The organism is Bradyrhizobium sp. Gha (genome assembly GCF_900113735.1).
Taxonomy (GTDB): domain Bacteria; phylum Pseudomonadota; class Alphaproteobacteria; order Rhizobiales; family Xanthobacteraceae; genus Bradyrhizobium.
The window spans coordinates 243978-259089 of sequence record NZ_FOQM01000004.1 but is presented as its reverse complement, the minus strand read 5'-3'; the positions used below and the strand labels follow the sequence as shown (position 1 = coordinate 259089).

Below are 15112 nucleotides of genomic sequence, written 5' to 3'. Positions count from 1 at the left end.
TCAGGAGTCGATGGAGCGCGGTCCCAGGGCGCCGAAGGCTTTAGGATCGTAGGTCAGCCTGTAGCGCATGTCCGCCGCGACGATCGGCTGCTTGCAGCAATCGCAGTTCACCGACGCATGGAAGTCGTGCCCGCAGGTGAGGTGGGTGAGCAGCAGCGGCGGTTTGCCCTTCGACAGCCAACGATCGCCCCATCGCAACATGGTGATGAAGGGCCCATAGAGGTCGCGCCCCATGTCTGTGAGAAGATACTCGTAGCGATCAGGCGAACTCTGGTATTGCCGGCGACTAAGTACGCCGCTGGTGACGAGACGGTTGAGCCGGTCGGTCAGGATATTCGGCGCGATCTCAAGCTCAGTCAGGATCTTGTCGTAGCGTCGATTGCCGAAGAAGCCCTCGCGAACGACCATGAAGCTCCATTTGTCGCCAATGATCTCGAGCGCGCGCGAGACGGAGCTCGGACGGCCAAGCTGGAAGCGGTTGCCGTCGGAGGCACGCCTCGTGTTGCGGCCGGCCTTGGCGGCATGGCGCCCAGCGCCGGGTCCGTCCCGGTATTTCGCATCGCGCGCGCTAACGCGCTCGCCGCAATGCGAGCACGCAACAATCGGGTGACTGTCGCATCTGCAACTCACGTGAACCAGCGTTAATGGCGCGGGCTTGCCGCCGGCGAGCCAGCGATCGCCAAATTGCATAAGGGCGATGAAGCTCGGATAGAGATCGAAGCCCATCTTGGTGAGACGGTATTCCTTGCGCAGAGAAGATCCAGGCGCGATCTGACGGAAGATCGCGAGTTGCGTGAGCTTACGCAGGCGATCAGTCAGTGTTGCGCGGGGAATGCCGAGCGCTGAGCGGAACGCCTCGAAGGTCTGTGTGCCGAAGAATGCCTCGCGGATGATCAGGAACGCCCACGCGTCGGATACGATGTCCAGCGTGCGTGCGACTGAACAATTCCGCTCGTTCCGGGCAGTGCCGGCTTGGGCTTTGCTCGCCTTCGCGGCCGTCCGAGCCGATGGCGTCGTCGTCTGGAGCTTCGCGATGGCAGGCATTCCCTCGACAATCCGTCTGCGCGGCCAGCATTCGAAGGCCGCCTTCTAAGTCGGAGTTCGTTTAACACATCGGCACGATTGACTCCCTCGAAAAATTAGTCTAGTTACGCATGTAACAAAAGTCTAGTTATGCATGTAATAAATGCCGATCGGACCGGGTCCATTTGCCTTGGGAGGAATGCCATGAAGTCGGGAGCGAAGAAATTTCTGATCGCAGCCGCGGCAATGGTGGCGTTGGTACACCATGCCGGCGCGCAAACCGCGGGGATGTCAGACGATGCCGTGAAGATCGGCGTGCTGACCGATATGTCCGGCCAGTTCTCGCATGAGTCTGGCGAGGGCGCCGTGACGGCGGTGAAGATGGCGGTCGAGGATTTCGGCGGTAAGGTGCTGGGCAAGCCGATTGAGGTGCTGGTTGCCGACCACCAGAACAAGCCGGACATCGCCTCAGGGTTGGCGCGGAAGTGGTTCGATGTCGATCATGTCGACATGGTTGCCAACCTGATCAATTCCTCGATCGCGCTCACCGTTTCCCAGCTAGCAAAGGAGAAGAACAGGATTGCGATCATCAACGGGTCGGGCTCATCGCGCCTCACCAATGATGCGTGCACGCCCAACAGCGTTCACTATGCCTACGACACCTACGCGCTTGCCCGCGGCACGGGCAGCGGGCTGCTGAAAGGCGGTCAGAAGAGCTGGTACTTTCTCACGGCGGACTACGCCTTTGGACATGCGCTGGAGGCCGATACGTCGGCCGTCGTGAAGGGCTTGGGCGGCGAAGTCGTCGGATCGACGCGATACCCGCCTGAGACCTTCGATCAATCTTCATTCCTGCTGCAAGCACAGTCGTCAAAAGCCCAGGTCATCGGCCTCGCCGGGTCGGGCGCCGTCCTGGTGAATACGATCAAGTCGGCCCAGGAGTTTGGGATCCCAAAGGGAGGGCAGACGCTTGCTGGGTTGCTCGTTTGGATCACCGATATCAAGAGCCTCGGATTGAGCTCAGCGCAGGGGCTCGTGTTGACGAACGCCTTCTACTGGGATCGCGACGACGAGACGCGTGCATGGTCCAAGCGTTTCTACGAGCGCATGAAGCGGATGCCCCATATGGGCGACGCCGGCGACTATTCCTCGACCATGCACTATCTCAAGGCGATCGAGGCCGCCGGCACCGACGAGGCCCAGGCCGTGATGGGCAAGATGCGCGAGATGCCGATCAACGATTTCTTCGCAAAGAACGGCCGCATCCGCGAGGACGGTCGAATGGTGCACGACATGTATGTGTACGAGGTGAAGAAGCCGTCGGAGTCGAAAGGCGATTGGGATTTCTACAAGCTGCGCGAGGTGATCCCCGGCGAGCAGGCGTTCCGCCCGCTCAAGGATAGCGTCTGCCCGCTGGTCAAGAAAGGTTGAAGCAGGATGGATCAGGATTCAGCCGCCGCTGCTTTCGCTGCGTTATCCCGAGAGCCGATCCGAACAGGGACCGATTATATCGATAGCCTGAGGGGGCGGAAGCTCAGGGTCTATCTGATGGGCGACGCGGTCGTTGAACCGGTCGACCATCCGATCATCCGACCCTCGATCAACGCCGTCGCCGAAACCTACGATCTCGCCATCGAGAATCCGGAAGTGGCATCGGTAATGTCGCCTTTGACCGGCGAGCGCATCAACCGCTTCCTGCATATCGCGACCAGCCCCACCGAGCTTGTCATGCAGAACAAGATGCAGCGCCGGCTCGGCCAATTAACAGGTACTTGCTTTCAGCGTTGCGTCGGCATGGATGCGCTGAACGCGCTGCATTCGGTGACATATGATCTAGATCAGAAGTACGGCACCGGCTACCACAGCCGTTTCAACGCCTTTTTAGGCCGGATCCAGAGGGAGAACGTCGTGATTGGCGGCGCGATGACCGACGTGAAGGGTGATCGCGGTAAATCGCCGTCAGAGCAGGCCGATCCTGATCTCTTCGTGCGTGTAACGAAGCGCACTAAGCAAGGGGTCTATATCAGCGGTGCCAAGGCGCATCAGACCGGTTGCCTCAACTCGCACTGGCTCATCGTCATGCCGACGATGAGGCTGGACGTTGGCGATAAGGATTACGCGATCGTCGGTGCCGTACCGGTTGACGCCGAGGGCATCACTTACATCTACGGCCGGCAATCCTGCGATACGCGTAGCGCCGAGGATGGCAGCATCGACGCCGGCAATGCGCGTTTTTCCGGTCAAGAAGCGATGATCGTCTTCGAGGACGTCTTCGTTCCGCTCGAGCACGTCTTCATGGATGGTGAGGTGGAGTTCGCCTCCTCGTTGGTCGAGCGCTTCACATGCTATCATCGCCGCAGCTATGTTTGCAAAACCGGCGTTGGTGACGTCCTGATCGGCGCCGCGGCGACCATTGCCGATTACAACGGTGTCGAACGTGCATCTCACATCCGCGACAAACTCGTCGAGATGACCCATCTTAACGAGACAATCTACGGCGCAGGCATCGCGGCGAGCCATCAGGGGACGGGGATGAAATCCGGTGCCTGTTTGCCGGACGAGATGCTCGCGAACGTCTGCAAGCATCACGTCACACGGCTGCCCTACGAGATCGGCCGGCTGGCGCAGGACCTCGCCGGCGGGCTGATGGTGACATTGCCATCAGAGCGCGAGCTCAGGCACGAGACGATCGGTCCGATCATCGAGAAATACCTGAAGGGACGGCCTGAGATCGCAACGGAAGACCGAATCCGCATCTTGCGCCTGCTGGAGAACATGACACTCGGCAGAAATGCCGTGGGCTACCTGACCGAGTCCATGCACGGCGCCGGTTCGCCACAGGCCCAGCGCATCCAGATCGCTCGCTCGATGCAGATCGAATTCAAGAAGGAATTGGCCAAGTCCCTCGCTGGCATTTCGTCCGCATCGCTCGCGGAGATCGAGAACGATCTTTCAACTTACATGGCCAGAGTGTTTGCGCCTGTTCGCAACTGAGAACAGCTATCTATCTTGAACCTTCGGAGACGCCAATGGCTATGACAATGAATGGAGAGATCCAACTCGCCGCCTCGCGAGAGGCTGTCTGGGCCAAATTGAACGACGCCGCCGTATTGAAGGTTTGCATTCCCGGATGCGAGGAGTTGGAGAGGATCGATGATCAAGGATTTCGTGCGGTCGCAAAGATGAAGGTGGGGCCCGTCTCCGCACGATTCAAAGGCAGGGTCACTCTGACCGACCTCGATCCACCAAGCAGCTATAATATTGTAGGAGAGGGGGAGGGCGGTGTCGCAGGCTTCGCAAAAGGGAGCGCAAGGGTCAATCTGCTTGAGCGGGATGACGGCACGCTGGTGACCTATCAGGTCGACGCGCAAATCGGTGGAAAGCTTGCGCAATTAGGACAGCGACTTGTCAATGGCACCGCCAAGAAGCTTGCCGACGAGTTCTTCGCCAATTTCGCGCGAGCCCTTTAGACAGAGAATAGCAGTCCCCTCCAACTCAGATCCCGGCCAGACAAGATTGAAGATTGATGCAAACTAGCGAACGCTATTGTGCATTCGCTGGTTCAGAAGACGCCCTGTCACTAGCAAGCAAGATTTGAGAGCCAAAGGAAATAAACGGGCCATTAACCAAGCAGTAGGGTCACCGCGAGCGGGACTAAGAGCGACGTCACGAGCGCATTAAGGCCCATGGCGATTCCGGAGAAAACGCCGGCCACTTCGTCGACTTGGAACGCGCGTGCTGTGCCGATACCGTGAGCCGCGATGCCGACCGCGAAGCCCCGCGCGCGAAAATCGGTGATCGCTGCCCAATTCATTAGCGGGGTGACGACGATGGCGCCCATGATGCCCGTAAGCACGACTGAGACCGCCGTGAGCGACGGATCGGCGTGGAGGGATTCGCTGATTCCCATGGCGACACCGGCAGTCACCGATTTCGGCGCAAGCGACAGAATGATGGCATGCGGTAGGCCGAGAGCTTTGGCGAACAGAACGACGGACACGATTGTCGTGATTGAGCCGGCCACCAGCGAAACGAGCATTGGCACGATCGCCGCGACAACCCGCTTTCGATTGTCGTAGAGCGGCACCGCGAGCGCGACCGTTGCTGGTCCGAGCAGAAAGTGAACGAACTGCGCGCCGGCGAAAAAAGTGTTGTAGGAAGTGCCGGTTATTAGCAGGAATGCACCGATGATCCAGATTGAATGAAGCACCGGATTCGCCAGGGGATGCCTGTGTGTCGCAAGCGACAAGGTATCAGCGACCGCATAGGTCGAGAGTGTCACCGTCAGCCACAGTAGCGGTGACTGCGAGAGATAGACCCAAAGCGAGAATGAGTTTTCGCTCATGGCTCTACTTGGCGTTTCGTGAGAAGCCGGTTGATCGCCAGGAAGGTAGCGACCGTTGCGAATAAAGTGACTACGACCGACGCCGCCAAAGTCAGCAGGATTGCGATCCCGTGCCCAATGACCAGGTCGAGATTCTTGACCACGCCTACGCCAGCAGGAATAAACAACAAAGAAAGATGTGAAAGTAAGCCGCGAGCGGTGCTCTCAACGGCATCGTTCCGCAGCGGGCCGCGTCTGAGCGCGCTGAAGCGATCGCGCGTCAAGAGAAGGATGAGCAAGAACACCAATCCGAGTACCGGCCCCGGCATTGGCAGGTTGAGGCCGCGCACGATGACTTCGCCGCCCAACTGGCAAAACAGAATTAAGCTCAGACTTGCGATCATGGAGGTGCGTGGCGGCTGACGAATTGTTGTCGATGAAGGCCCTGGGCGCGTTCAGAGTAAGAGAAATGTGAGGGTATCGAGGCGATCCAGGGAGCGAAGTTTGAGCGGGATCCAGCTGGCAACGTGCTACGCCGCAGGAATTTTCAGGGATGACATGAAGTGCTCCATGTTCGCCTCCACGCTCTCCCGACTGAGCAAGCCTGTCTTCTGATCGCGGATCATTGCGTACATCTTTTCATGTAGGCCAACGGCGCGATACCGTCCGCTTACTTCCAGCGATTTGCGGATCCAGGGGGCAACCATGTTCAAAACGAAATCAGCGATCACCACGATGAGCTTGTTGCCTGCTGCCGCATAAACTGCACGGTGAAAGTCGAGATCGGCTTCCAGCAATTTGTCGATCGGCGAATGAGGATCCTCGGAGAGAGCCTTCAGCCGATCGATGCTCTCTCGCATGACTTCTAAATCTCGGTCGGTGCGTCTTATCGAAGCCAATTCCGCGCAGTTTCGATCGAAAATGTACCGAAGCTCCATCAGCATCTCAGGTGAAGAGTCCTGGAGATAGAGCTGAAACATCATCAGGGGCATGACGGCTGTGCCTTCGTCCTTCCGGATATAGTTGCCGTGCCCGTGGCGGGTTTCAATCAATCCTGAGACCGCAAGCGTCTTCATGGCCTCGCGAATAGGGGTCCGGCTGATGCCGAGCTTCTCTGCGAGCTCCTTCTCATTGGGCAACTTGTCGCCGGGACTTAGGTTGCCGTTGGCGATCTCGCCCGTGATGTAATTCAACGCGACTTCGACACGCGTGGGTAGTTTTTTGGTTTCCATCCGCTCCATCGGTCGCTCGCAGTCTAATTTTTCGCCGTTGCTCCGCGAAGCCAACACATTAGCCGCCGCGCGACCAGACGAAACAAACCAAACATCCACAAGGTAGGAGGTATGATCTCTGTTGACAACAGGTATAAGGTATGACCTCATATCTTCACGCAGGCGCGATTAAGACGCCGCGGGAGGAAACCGATGCTTTTGTCGACCGGGTCAAATCCGGAAGGTCATGGAAAGAACGCTGCTCCAGGGCCGCGCGACGAGCCTTTGTTGGTGGCGGACGGAATCGCAAAGTCTTTCAATGGTGTTCCGGCCCTTCGCGACGGGCGGCTCGTCCTCAAGCGCGGAACCGTTCACGCACTCTGCGGCGGTAACGGCGCCGGCAAGTCCACGTTCCTGAACATCGTAATGGGTTTGCTGCACCGCGACGAAGGCAGCATTCGTATCGACGGGATGGCCGTCGATTTCAGGAGTGCCGCGGATGCTTTGCGGCACGGCGTGACCATCATCACCCAGGAATTGTCTCCGGTTCCCGAGATGACGGTGGCCGAGAACATCTACTTGGGGAGGGAGCCGAAGATCGGCGGTCTTGTCGTGGACTTCCCGAAGATGCGGCAGGCCGCAAAACGGCTTCTGGATGACCTCGAGTTCGACGTGCCGGTCGGCGCTCGCATGCGAGACTTAAGCTTGGCACAGATCCAGCTCGTCGAGATTGCGAAGGCACTTAGCCACCGCGCGGACATCGTCATCATGGACGAGCCGACCTCGGCCATCGGCGAGCACGAGGTGCACATCCTCTTCAACGCCTTGAAGCGAATAAAAGCGCGTGGATCCGCGATCATCTACGTATCGCACAAGCTGACCGAAATTTTCGAGATCGCGGACGAATACACGGTCTTCCGTGATGGCCGATTCATCGAGAGCGGGGCAATTTCCTCGATCGATCGCAATCACCTCGTGACTCAGATCGTCGGCCACGAGGTCAAGACGGTCGAAAAGGGCAAGCCTAATGAAGGCGCGCCGATCCTGCTCGAAGTGCGTTCATTGTCGCGCGGATCTCATTTCAAGAACATCTCTGTAACGGTCGCTGCAGGAGAAGTGCTGGGCATCTACGGTTTGCTTGGCTCTGGTCGGACCGAGTTCCTGGAGACGATCTACGGCATTCACGCGCCGACCGCCGGAGACGTCTTTCTCGATGGAGCGAGGGTCGATCCTGGCAATCCCAAGAAGTGCATCCAACGAGGTATGGCCATGGTGCCCGAGGATCGGAAGGATACCGGCCTCGTTCTTTGTGCCTCCATTGCACACAACATCGCCTTGTCGTCTCTAGCACTCCGCGCCGTGAGCGGGTTCGTCCGCCGCAAGGCGGAGGCCGCCGCGACGGATCGGATGATGCGATTGCACCGGATCAAAGCGGCATCTCCAAATGTCCCCGTAGAGACACTTAGCGGCGGAAACCAGCAGAAGGTAGTTTTCGCCCGCTGTCTGCTGACCAATCCGCGTCTGCTGATATGCGACGAGCCGACACGTGGAATCGACGAAGGGTCGAAGCAGGAGATCTACGCCTTTCTCCGCGAGTTCGCGGCGAAGGGCAATGGGGTGCTGGTCGTCTCATCCGAAGCGCCGGAAATTCTCCAAATTAGCGATCGGATTGCCGTGTTCCGGCAAGGGCGACTCGATCATGTCGTCGACGGGCACGAGACAACCCAGCAAATGCTGACAGATCTCGCCAGTTGAGCGGATCGATAGGCTCTCAAGAATTGGCGTAGGCATGCGGTTGAAGCGAGGAGTGGAATGGTGGCTAACGCAATAAGCAACGTCGCGACGGGTGCCAGATCCAAAAGTATCGCTGCTGTAGGACCATACCTGAAGTCGTTCAGCATCGTCATCGTGTTCGTGGTGATTTCGGCGTTCTTCGCCGTAGCCAACGAGTACTTCATGACGTGGCTCAACTGGGTGAACCTGCTGCGACAATCCTCGATTAACGGCGTTTTGGCGATCGGGGTGACCTTCGTGATCTTGACAAAAGGCATCGACCTTTCCGTTGGCTCCGTTATGGCCCTCGCCGGTATGATCGCGGCCAGCCTCGTGACCTCGACCAACCAGCACTTCGTGCTGTGGGCAATTGTTGCAGGATTGGGGACGGGAGCCGCACTGGGCTTGCTGAACGGCGTCATCGTGACGGCCTTCAATGTCCCGCCCTTCGTCGCTACGCTCGGCATGCTGAGCATGGCTCGCGGCTTGACGCTGATCTTTTCCGACGGGCGCCCTGTTCCCAACCTCTCCGAGTCGTTTCGTTGGATCGGCGGTGGCAGCGTGGCGGGCGTCCCTGTACCGGTCTTGATCCTGTTTCTTGTTTTTGCGATCGGATGGGTCGTGCTTTCTTACACGACCTTCGGGCGCTACGTGTACGCCGTGGGAGGAAACGATAAGGCCGCTAAGACAAGCGGCATCTCCACGCGGACCGTCATTGCATCCACCTACGTTATCTCGGGACTTCTCGCCGGACTCGCTGGCCTGGTGCTTACCTCCCGCACGACCGCCGCACTTCCACAGGCGGGCATCGGCTACGAACTCGATGCGATTGCGGCCGTGGTGATCGGCGGGACCAGCCTCGCAGGAGGGCGCGGCTCGCTAGTCGGGACGCTGTTCGGCGCACTCATCATCGGAACGATCAACAACGGCATGGATCTGATGGGCGTGTCTTCTTATTACCAGCAGCTTCTCAAGGGCGCGATCATTGTCGTCGCCGTGATGCTTGACCAATTTCGCAAGTGACACCTGCGAAGACCATTACAGACGATGACAAACGGCTGTAACGCCCAGCATGGGCGGACTAGGTGACTGAGCACATCAATCGGAGGAGACGATGAAGGTTACGCGTAGATCGACGATAGCGAGTTTCGCCGCTGCTGCAATCATTCTATCGACCGGTACGGCCTTTGCTCAAAGCAAGACACGGATCGCCGCTTTATCGTTCGGGGAGTCCGGCGAGTACATGAAGGCCTGGTCCAGCGAGATTCAGAACCACCCGGCAGTCAAGGACGGTTCTGTCGCAGTCACGATCTTTGACGGTAAGTACGATCCGCTCGTCCAAGCGAATCAGATCGATACGGCCATTACCCAAAAGTTCGATGCCATCATTATGTCGCCGTTCGATCTCCAGGCGTCGGCGCCCGCGATCGACAAAGCCGTTGCTGCGGGCATTCCGGTGATCGTGTCGGCCCTGAAAACCGCATCGAAGAACTACACCGCGTCGATCATCGTCAACGACACGGAAGGAGGGCGTATTATCGGGGACCAATTAGGTAAGCTGCTTCCGAATGGTGGCAACGTGGTGCTGATGGAAGGGCCGATTGGTCAATCGGCGCAGATCGAGCGCAAGGCTGGCATCGATGCCGGATTAGCCAAGTTCCCGAAGCTCAAGTTGATCGCAAGCAAGTCGGGCAACTGGAGTCGCGCCGAGGGGCAGTCGCTCATGGAGAATTGGTTGCTCGCGCATCCAGGGCAGATCAATGCCGTACTCGCCGAAAATGACGAGATGGCGCTGGGCGCGATCGAGGCCATGAAGAGCGCCAAGGTGGACTTCAAGTCCGTTCCGGTGCTCGCAATCGATGGCATCCCGGACGGAAAGCGCGCGGTTCAGAAAGGCGAGATGACCGTCACGCTCTACAAGTACGCCCGTGCCGAGGGGCAGGGCGCCGTCGACCTCGCCCTGCATGCCGTCAAGGGGGATAGCTACAAGCCGCGATCCGAAGTCTGGGAGTCTTTGATGGAGTGGAAAGGCGGAAGCCAGAAGGACTACGTCGTTCCCTGGCTTATCTTGGATGCCTCGAACGTCGCAAAATACATGTGATGTAAATCGTGCGCACGCGGTGAGCATCGCGTGCGCACTCACCTTAGATGGGATAGCTGAACATGACGACTCTGCAAAAGCGGGCGCTTCCGAACGGGCGCGTGAATTTGACTTCGCTCGGGCTCGGCACGTCGCCATTGGGCGGGTGTGGTGTTCCGGTGAGCTTCGAGATCTTTGAGGCTGTCATCCTTAAGGCATACGAGCAGGGCGTACGTTATTTCGATGTTGCTCCGCTCTATGGTCTCGGGAAGTCGGAGCATTTCCTCGGTCATGTCCTTCGTGTTCACGGTCTTCGTCCGGAGGTCGTCGTGAGCACCAAGGCAGGCCGGCTATTGAAGCCGGCAAGCCGTTCAAAGCGCGCGGAAAGTCTTTATGGGATCAACTGGGTCGATCCGCTGCCCTTCGTCGACGAATACGATTACAGCTACGATGGCATCATGCGGTCCTTCGAGGATAGTCAGCAGCGCATGGGGCTCGACCATATCGACATTCTTTTCCTGCACGACGTCAGCGGTGTCTGGCACCAGGAGAAGTACCCTGTCTATCAGCGGCAACTCCGTCAGAGCGGATATCGGGCATGCGACGAACTCCGTCGCTCGGGAGCGGTTAAGGCGATTGGTCTTGGTGTAAACGAGACCGCTTCGGTACTTGAAGTGGCCGGCGAATTCGATCTCGACTGCTCGCTCGTGGCAGGGCGGTACACGCTCCTCAATCATGCACCACTGACTGACTTCTTCCCTGAGGCCCAACGTCTTGGCATCGGCATTATCGCCGGCGGTGTCTACAATTCGGGGATTCTTGCGGAGGGCAGTCGGGGTAATGCGTTAACGCGGACCTATGACTATCAGACGGCCCCCGAATCCATCGTACAGCGCGTGGAGGCGCTGGAAGCTGTTTGTGAGCGTCACAACGTCGCGCTCGCCAATGCGGCTTCCCAGTTCGTCTATGCGCATCCGGCCGTGACATCGGTGGTTCAGGGCGCGCTCACGACGGCGCATGTGGAGCAGAACGTCGCCTCGATATCGGCGCCAATTCCTCAGGCCTTCTGGATGGACCTCAAGAGCGAAGCTCTGATCCCGAAAGAAGCCCCGCTGCCGGATCAGGGCTCTCTGGTCCTGTCCGGCTAGATTTCAAGACAAGCAAGGAGAAGAGCGATGATGCCGCTCGAAAAGCGAACTCTCGGCCACACTAAAGTGTCCGTCACATCCGCCGGGCTCGGGACCGTGCCTCTTTCCGGGTTCAATGTCGGAGTGCCCTATTCCGAATTCGAAGCTGTCGTCAAGGCAGCCTTCGATCTCGGCGTCCGCTATTTCGATTGCGCGCCGATGTATGGTCTCGGAAAGGCAGAGCATTTCCTGGGCCGTGCTCTCCGGGACCTGCGCATTCGCGATCAGGTCGTCGTGAGTACGAAGTGCGGCCGCGTGCTCAAGCCCGCGAGCCGAACACCGAAGCTCGACACGGTGTACGGCATCGAATGGGTTGATCCTTACCCGTTTAGAGACACCTATGACTACACGTACGACGGTGTGATGCGCTCGTTCGAGGATAGTCAGCAGCGTTTGGGCCTGGATTATGTCGATGTGCTTCTGGTCCATGACGTCGGGCGCGCATGGCATGGCGATCAAGCAGAATATTACTGGAACCAACTCCGTGAGAGCGGATACCGGGCCCTCGATGCGCTGAAGAGTTCGGGTGCTATCGGTGCGGTAGGGTTGGGGGTAAATGAGACCGAATCCGTCGTTGGAGTCGCGCGCGAATTCCCGATTGACTGCGCTTTGATCGCGGGTCGATATACGCTTCTCAACCATGCACCGCTCGATGGGCATTTTGATGAGCTTCAGTCCCGAAATGTCTCTGTAATTGCGGGCGGCATCTACAATTCGGGCATCTTAGCCGCTGGATCGAAGGCGGTGGCCTCGACCTATGACTACCAGCAGGTCCCCAGCGCTATCCTGGAGCGCGTCCGTTCAGTCGAGAAAGTTTGCGAACGACACGGTGTTGATCTACCGACCGTCGCGACCCAGTTCGTGCAAGCGCATCCCGCCGTCGCCACCGTGGTTCAGGGTGCGAAGTCGACAAGCGAGGTTACCCAGAACGTCCACGCCGTCTCGGCGCGGATACCCGCTGCTCTCTGGCAGGACTTGAGGAACTTCAACCTGATCCCATCGAATGCTCCGGTTCCTGAAGACGGGCGATCCTCGTGAGCGGATTTCTGGGCGCACAGTTCCGTGCCGGCGATCCCTTCGAGAGGATTGCAACGGGTTCAGCGGTCGCCGAATACGACATTGTCATCGGGCCGGTCGTCCGCTATCTGCGCGATGTCGTAACGGACCGCTCTGTTCGTCTTCTCGCGAACTTCATCGGGACGTCACATCTGGAGGACGAAAGCAAGCCTGACGCCGGCGATCCGGATCATGTGTACGATGTTCTTGCAGCGGTTCGGGTCCCGCTGCAGCGGCGGCATGAGCATTACCACGTGAAGCAGGCGGCACATCTGCTGCTGCCGCCGCGAGCGGCCCTGGCACTGCATCGGCGTACGAGCGAGACGAGCTTGCTGTCAAAGGCCTGGGGCCATCTGCGGCGGGCGAGCCCGATCGCCAGCGGCGGCTTGATCGATCTGCGGCAGTGTTGTGGCCACCTTAAGCTTGGCGCTGATCCTCTGATTGGAGCCTCCGAATGACGAGATATGCCATCACTGTGCTCGAATACGCAGCGAGCCCCCAGCATCCGATAAGTGGGGTATTATACGGGCGGCACAACAGTGGAAGCATGAACCTGCCGTTTGCCTATGTGCTCCTGCGCAGCAGCGAGACGGTTGCGTTGGTTGACACTGGTTATGATCAGTCGGATTTCGGAGGCGAGATCGCCAATTCGATCGGCGTCACAGGCTGGACCCCACCTTCTCAGGTCCTGGGGGCCGTCGGCATTCGTCCCGAAGATGTGCAGCACGTGTTCCTCACACACGCTCATTTCGACCACATGGGCGGGCTGGACTACTTCCCGAACGCTAAGTTCTACATCCAGAAGCGCGAGATCGAAAGCTGGGTCTGGGCCATGACAAAGGGGCGCCGTTTTCGTTCCCTCCTCGGCGGCATCAATCCTGCCGATATCTTGAAGCTCGTGGATCTCGGACTGAAGAATCGGCTGCTCGTGCTGGACGGTGCGTCGCACGACGTCCTGCCGAATATCGATCTTCTTCCAGCCTTCGACACGCACACGGCAGGTTCGCAGTACGTGGTGGTCCGCAACGGCGGAAGCATCGAGGACCGATGGGTCCTTACCGGAGACGTCGTCTACACATACGAAAACCTGCACGGAGGCGATCGGAATGATCCATGCTTCGTGCCGCCAGGACTTGCGACGGGAAGCCAGACCAATCTAATTCTCACGGCGGAAGAGATGCTCGCCAGCGTCGGCGGCGACATGCTGAGGCTCGTACCCGTCCACGAGGAAAAGCTCAAGGACCACTTCCCGTCTAGGGTGAGTGATCGGGGACTTCGAATCACCGACATCGCGACACTTTGAAACGGTTCAGGGGCTAGCAAGCCAGCGAGGGTATCGCTCATGGATTACATGCGTTTGGGCCGCTCGGGCCTCAAGATCTCGCGGATCGTACTGGGTTGTATGAGCTACGGAGTGGGAGAGCGAGGGAATCATCCTTGGACGCTCGGTGAAAGCGAGAGCCGGCCGTTCATACAGAAGGCCCTCGACTGCGGCATCAATTGCTTCGATACGGCCAATGTGTACTCGGACGGTACGAGCGAGGAGATCGTCGGCAAAGTTCTAAAGGAAATTGTGCCGCGAGACGAGATCGTGATCGCTACGAAGGTCTACGGCCGTATGCGGCCGGGGCCAAACGGGGCAGGTCTTTCGCGAAAGGCGATTCTTGCCGAAGCGGAGGCCAGTCTCCGGAGGCTCGGCACAGACTATATCGATCTGTACCAGATCCATTTTTGGGACAACGACACGCCGATCGATGAAACGCTCGAAGCATTGAACGATCTCGTGCGCAGCGGTAAGGTCCGTTACATCGGCGCCAGCAACACTTATGCTTGGCAGTTTGCCCAAGCTCTCTATCGGGCCGACGCCAACTCTTGGGCACGCTTCGTGTCGATGCAATGTCACCTAAATCTCCTCTATCGGGAGGAGGAACGAGAGATGCTGCCGCTCTGTCGCGACGAGGGCGTTGGTGTAATCGCCTTTAGTCCGCTGGCTCGCGGGCGCCTTACCCGCCCCTGGACTGAGAAAAGTGCCCGTTCCGAGACGGACAACGTAACGTCGCAGTTCTATGGACACGCCGAAGCGGCCGACCGGAGTATTGTGGACGTGCTGTCTGACATCGCAACGGAGCGTCGGGTAGCACCAGCGCATATAGCTCTCGCCTGGGTGGCCGGAAAAGACGGCGTAACGGCGCCGATCATCGGCGCAACGAAGCCTCAGCACTTGGACGATGCAATCGCGGCCTTAGGCCTGAAGCTGACGTCTGAGGAAATTGCGCGTCTAGAAGACCGCTATGTGCCTCACAGAGTTGTCGGCTTGAAGTAAAATAAGCCCGAGTCCGGTCGAGGGAAGCGCCCGGCAGATCAGAAACAAACACGAAAAAAAGTGCCGGGATCTACGAGATCCCGGCACAGTCAGGGAGAGCCCTCGGAAAGAGTGGAGCGAGGCTGGCCGTTCGCT

The 15112-nt window shown here is 58.6% G+C and carries 15 protein-coding genes; 11 read left to right on the top strand and 4 right to left on the bottom strand.

Annotation, left to right across the window (positions count from 1 at the left end):
• Positions 1 to 1044, bottom strand: coding sequence for a winged helix-turn-helix transcriptional regulator (locus BM222_RS09225; protein WP_092227944.1), 1044 nt, complete (start codon positions 1042 to 1044; stop codon positions 1 to 3).
• 183 nt (positions 1045 to 1227) lie between these two features.
• Between BM222_RS09225 and BM222_RS09220 the strand changes: the two genes are divergently transcribed.
• From BM222_RS09220 to BM222_RS09210, 3 genes are read left to right on the top strand one after another with little or no spacing between them, the layout of a single operon-like run.
• Positions 1228 to 2454, top strand: coding sequence for an ABC transporter substrate-binding protein (locus BM222_RS09220; protein ID WP_092227943.1), 1227 nt, complete (start codon positions 1228 to 1230; stop codon positions 2452 to 2454).
• A 6-nt stretch (positions 2455 to 2460) separates the two neighbouring features.
• A complete protein-coding gene (locus BM222_RS09215; RefSeq protein ID WP_092227942.1) occupies positions 2461 to 4017 on the top strand; it encodes a 4-hydroxyphenylacetate 3-hydroxylase family protein in 1557 nt (518 codons plus the stop codon).
• Between the two features lie 35 nt (positions 4018 to 4052).
• Complete coding sequence (locus tag BM222_RS09210) at positions 4053 to 4493, top strand: SRPBCC family protein (RefSeq protein ID WP_092227941.1); 441 nt, start codon at positions 4053 to 4055, stop codon at positions 4491 to 4493.
• A 152-nt stretch (positions 4494 to 4645) separates the two neighbouring features.
• On the opposite strand, the gene BM222_RS09205 is transcribed toward BM222_RS09210, so the two are convergent.
• From BM222_RS09205 to BM222_RS09195, 3 genes are all read right to left on the bottom strand, one after another.
• Positions 4646 to 5368 carry an LrgB family protein gene (locus BM222_RS09205; RefSeq protein WP_092227940.1) on the bottom strand — a complete coding sequence of 241 codons (723 nt, stop codon included), beginning with the start codon at positions 5366 to 5368 and terminating at the stop codon, positions 4646 to 4648.
• Entirely contained in the window at positions 5365 to 5751 is a 387-nt protein-coding gene (locus tag BM222_RS09200) for a CidA/LrgA family protein (RefSeq protein WP_091880968.1), read from the bottom strand. The genes BM222_RS09205 and BM222_RS09200 overlap by 4 nt, the downstream gene beginning before the upstream one ends.
• Positions 5752 to 5877: 126 nt before the next feature.
• A complete protein-coding gene (locus BM222_RS09195; RefSeq protein WP_092227939.1) occupies positions 5878 to 6588 on the bottom strand; it encodes a FadR/GntR family transcriptional regulator in 711 nt (236 codons plus the stop codon).
• 183 nt (positions 6589 to 6771) lie between these two features.
• Here BM222_RS09195 and BM222_RS09190 point away from each other — a divergent pair, with 183 nt between their 5' ends.
• From BM222_RS09190 to BM222_RS09155, 8 genes are all read left to right on the top strand, one after another.
• Complete coding sequence (locus tag BM222_RS09190) at positions 6772 to 8313, top strand: sugar ABC transporter ATP-binding protein (protein WP_092227938.1); 1542 nt, start codon at positions 6772 to 6774, stop codon at positions 8311 to 8313.
• Between the two features lie 57 nt (positions 8314 to 8370).
• Positions 8371 to 9354 (top strand): ABC transporter permease, encoded by a 984-nt coding sequence (locus tag BM222_RS09185; RefSeq protein ID WP_092227937.1) that lies wholly within the window; start codon positions 8371 to 8373, stop codon positions 9352 to 9354.
• A 91-nt stretch (positions 9355 to 9445) separates the two neighbouring features.
• A complete protein-coding gene (locus BM222_RS09180; protein WP_092227936.1) occupies positions 9446 to 10432 on the top strand; it encodes a substrate-binding domain-containing protein in 987 nt (328 codons plus the stop codon).
• A 62-nt stretch (positions 10433 to 10494) separates the two neighbouring features.
• On the top strand, positions 10495 to 11559 hold the full coding sequence (locus tag BM222_RS09175) for an aldo/keto reductase (protein WP_092227935.1): 1065 nt from the start codon (positions 10495 to 10497) through the stop codon (positions 11557 to 11559).
• Between the two features lie 27 nt (positions 11560 to 11586).
• Positions 11587 to 12636, top strand: a complete 1050-nt coding sequence (locus BM222_RS09170) for an aldo/keto reductase (RefSeq protein ID WP_092227934.1) — start codon at positions 11587 to 11589, stop codon at positions 12634 to 12636.
• On the top strand, positions 12633 to 13112 hold the full coding sequence (locus BM222_RS09165; protein WP_092227933.1) for a hypothetical protein: 480 nt from the start codon (positions 12633 to 12635) through the stop codon (positions 13110 to 13112). Before BM222_RS09170 ends, BM222_RS09165 begins: the two co-directional genes overlap by 4 nt.
• A gap of 89 nt (positions 13113 to 13201) precedes the next feature.
• Entirely contained in the window at positions 13202 to 13957 is a 756-nt protein-coding gene (locus tag BM222_RS09160) for an N-acyl homoserine lactonase family protein (protein WP_244547060.1), read from the top strand.
• A gap of 39 nt (positions 13958 to 13996) precedes the next feature.
• A complete protein-coding gene (locus BM222_RS09155; protein WP_092227931.1) occupies positions 13997 to 14977 on the top strand; it encodes an aldo/keto reductase in 981 nt (326 codons plus the stop codon).
• Positions 14978 to 15112: the final 135 nt, after the last annotated feature.

Excerpts from the sequence above, each read along its gene's own strand:
- BM222_RS09185 (WP_092227937.1), top strand. The coding sequence starts at position 8,371 with ATGGTGGCTAACGCAATAAGCAACGTCGCGACGGGTGCCAGATCCAAA.
- BM222_RS09175 (WP_092227935.1), top strand. The coding sequence starts at position 10,495 with ATGACGACTCTGCAAAAGCGGGCGCTTCCGAACGGGCGCGTGAATTTG.
- BM222_RS09220 (WP_092227943.1), top strand. The coding sequence starts at position 1,228 with ATGAAGTCGGGAGCGAAGAAATTTCTGATCGCAGCCGCGGCAATGGTG.
- BM222_RS09170 (WP_092227934.1), top strand. The coding sequence starts at position 11,587 with ATGATGCCGCTCGAAAAGCGAACTCTCGGCCACACTAAAGTGTCCGTC.
- BM222_RS09155 (WP_092227931.1), top strand. The coding sequence starts at position 13,997 with ATGGATTACATGCGTTTGGGCCGCTCGGGCCTCAAGATCTCGCGGATC.
- BM222_RS09200 (WP_091880968.1), bottom strand. The coding sequence starts at position 5,751 with ATGATCGCAAGTCTGAGCTTAATTCTGTTTTGCCAGTTGGGCGGCGAA.
- BM222_RS09195 (WP_092227939.1), bottom strand. The coding sequence starts at position 6,588 with ATGGAGCGGATGGAAACCAAAAAACTACCCACGCGTGTCGAAGTCGCG.
- BM222_RS09180 (WP_092227936.1), top strand. The coding sequence starts at position 9,446 with ATGAAGGTTACGCGTAGATCGACGATAGCGAGTTTCGCCGCTGCTGCA.
- BM222_RS09205 (WP_092227940.1), bottom strand. The coding sequence starts at position 5,368 with ATGAGCGAAAACTCATTCTCGCTTTGGGTCTATCTCTCGCAGTCACCG.
- BM222_RS09225 (WP_092227944.1), bottom strand. The coding sequence starts at position 1,044 with ATGCCTGCCATCGCGAAGCTCCAGACGACGACGCCATCGGCTCGGACG.
- BM222_RS09215 (WP_092227942.1), top strand. The coding sequence starts at position 2,461 with ATGGATCAGGATTCAGCCGCCGCTGCTTTCGCTGCGTTATCCCGAGAG.
- BM222_RS09160 (WP_244547060.1), top strand. The coding sequence starts at position 13,202 with ATGAACCTGCCGTTTGCCTATGTGCTCCTGCGCAGCAGCGAGACGGTT.
- BM222_RS09210 (WP_092227941.1), top strand. The coding sequence starts at position 4,053 with ATGGCTATGACAATGAATGGAGAGATCCAACTCGCCGCCTCGCGAGAG.
- BM222_RS09190 (WP_092227938.1), top strand. The coding sequence starts at position 6,772 with ATGCTTTTGTCGACCGGGTCAAATCCGGAAGGTCATGGAAAGAACGCT.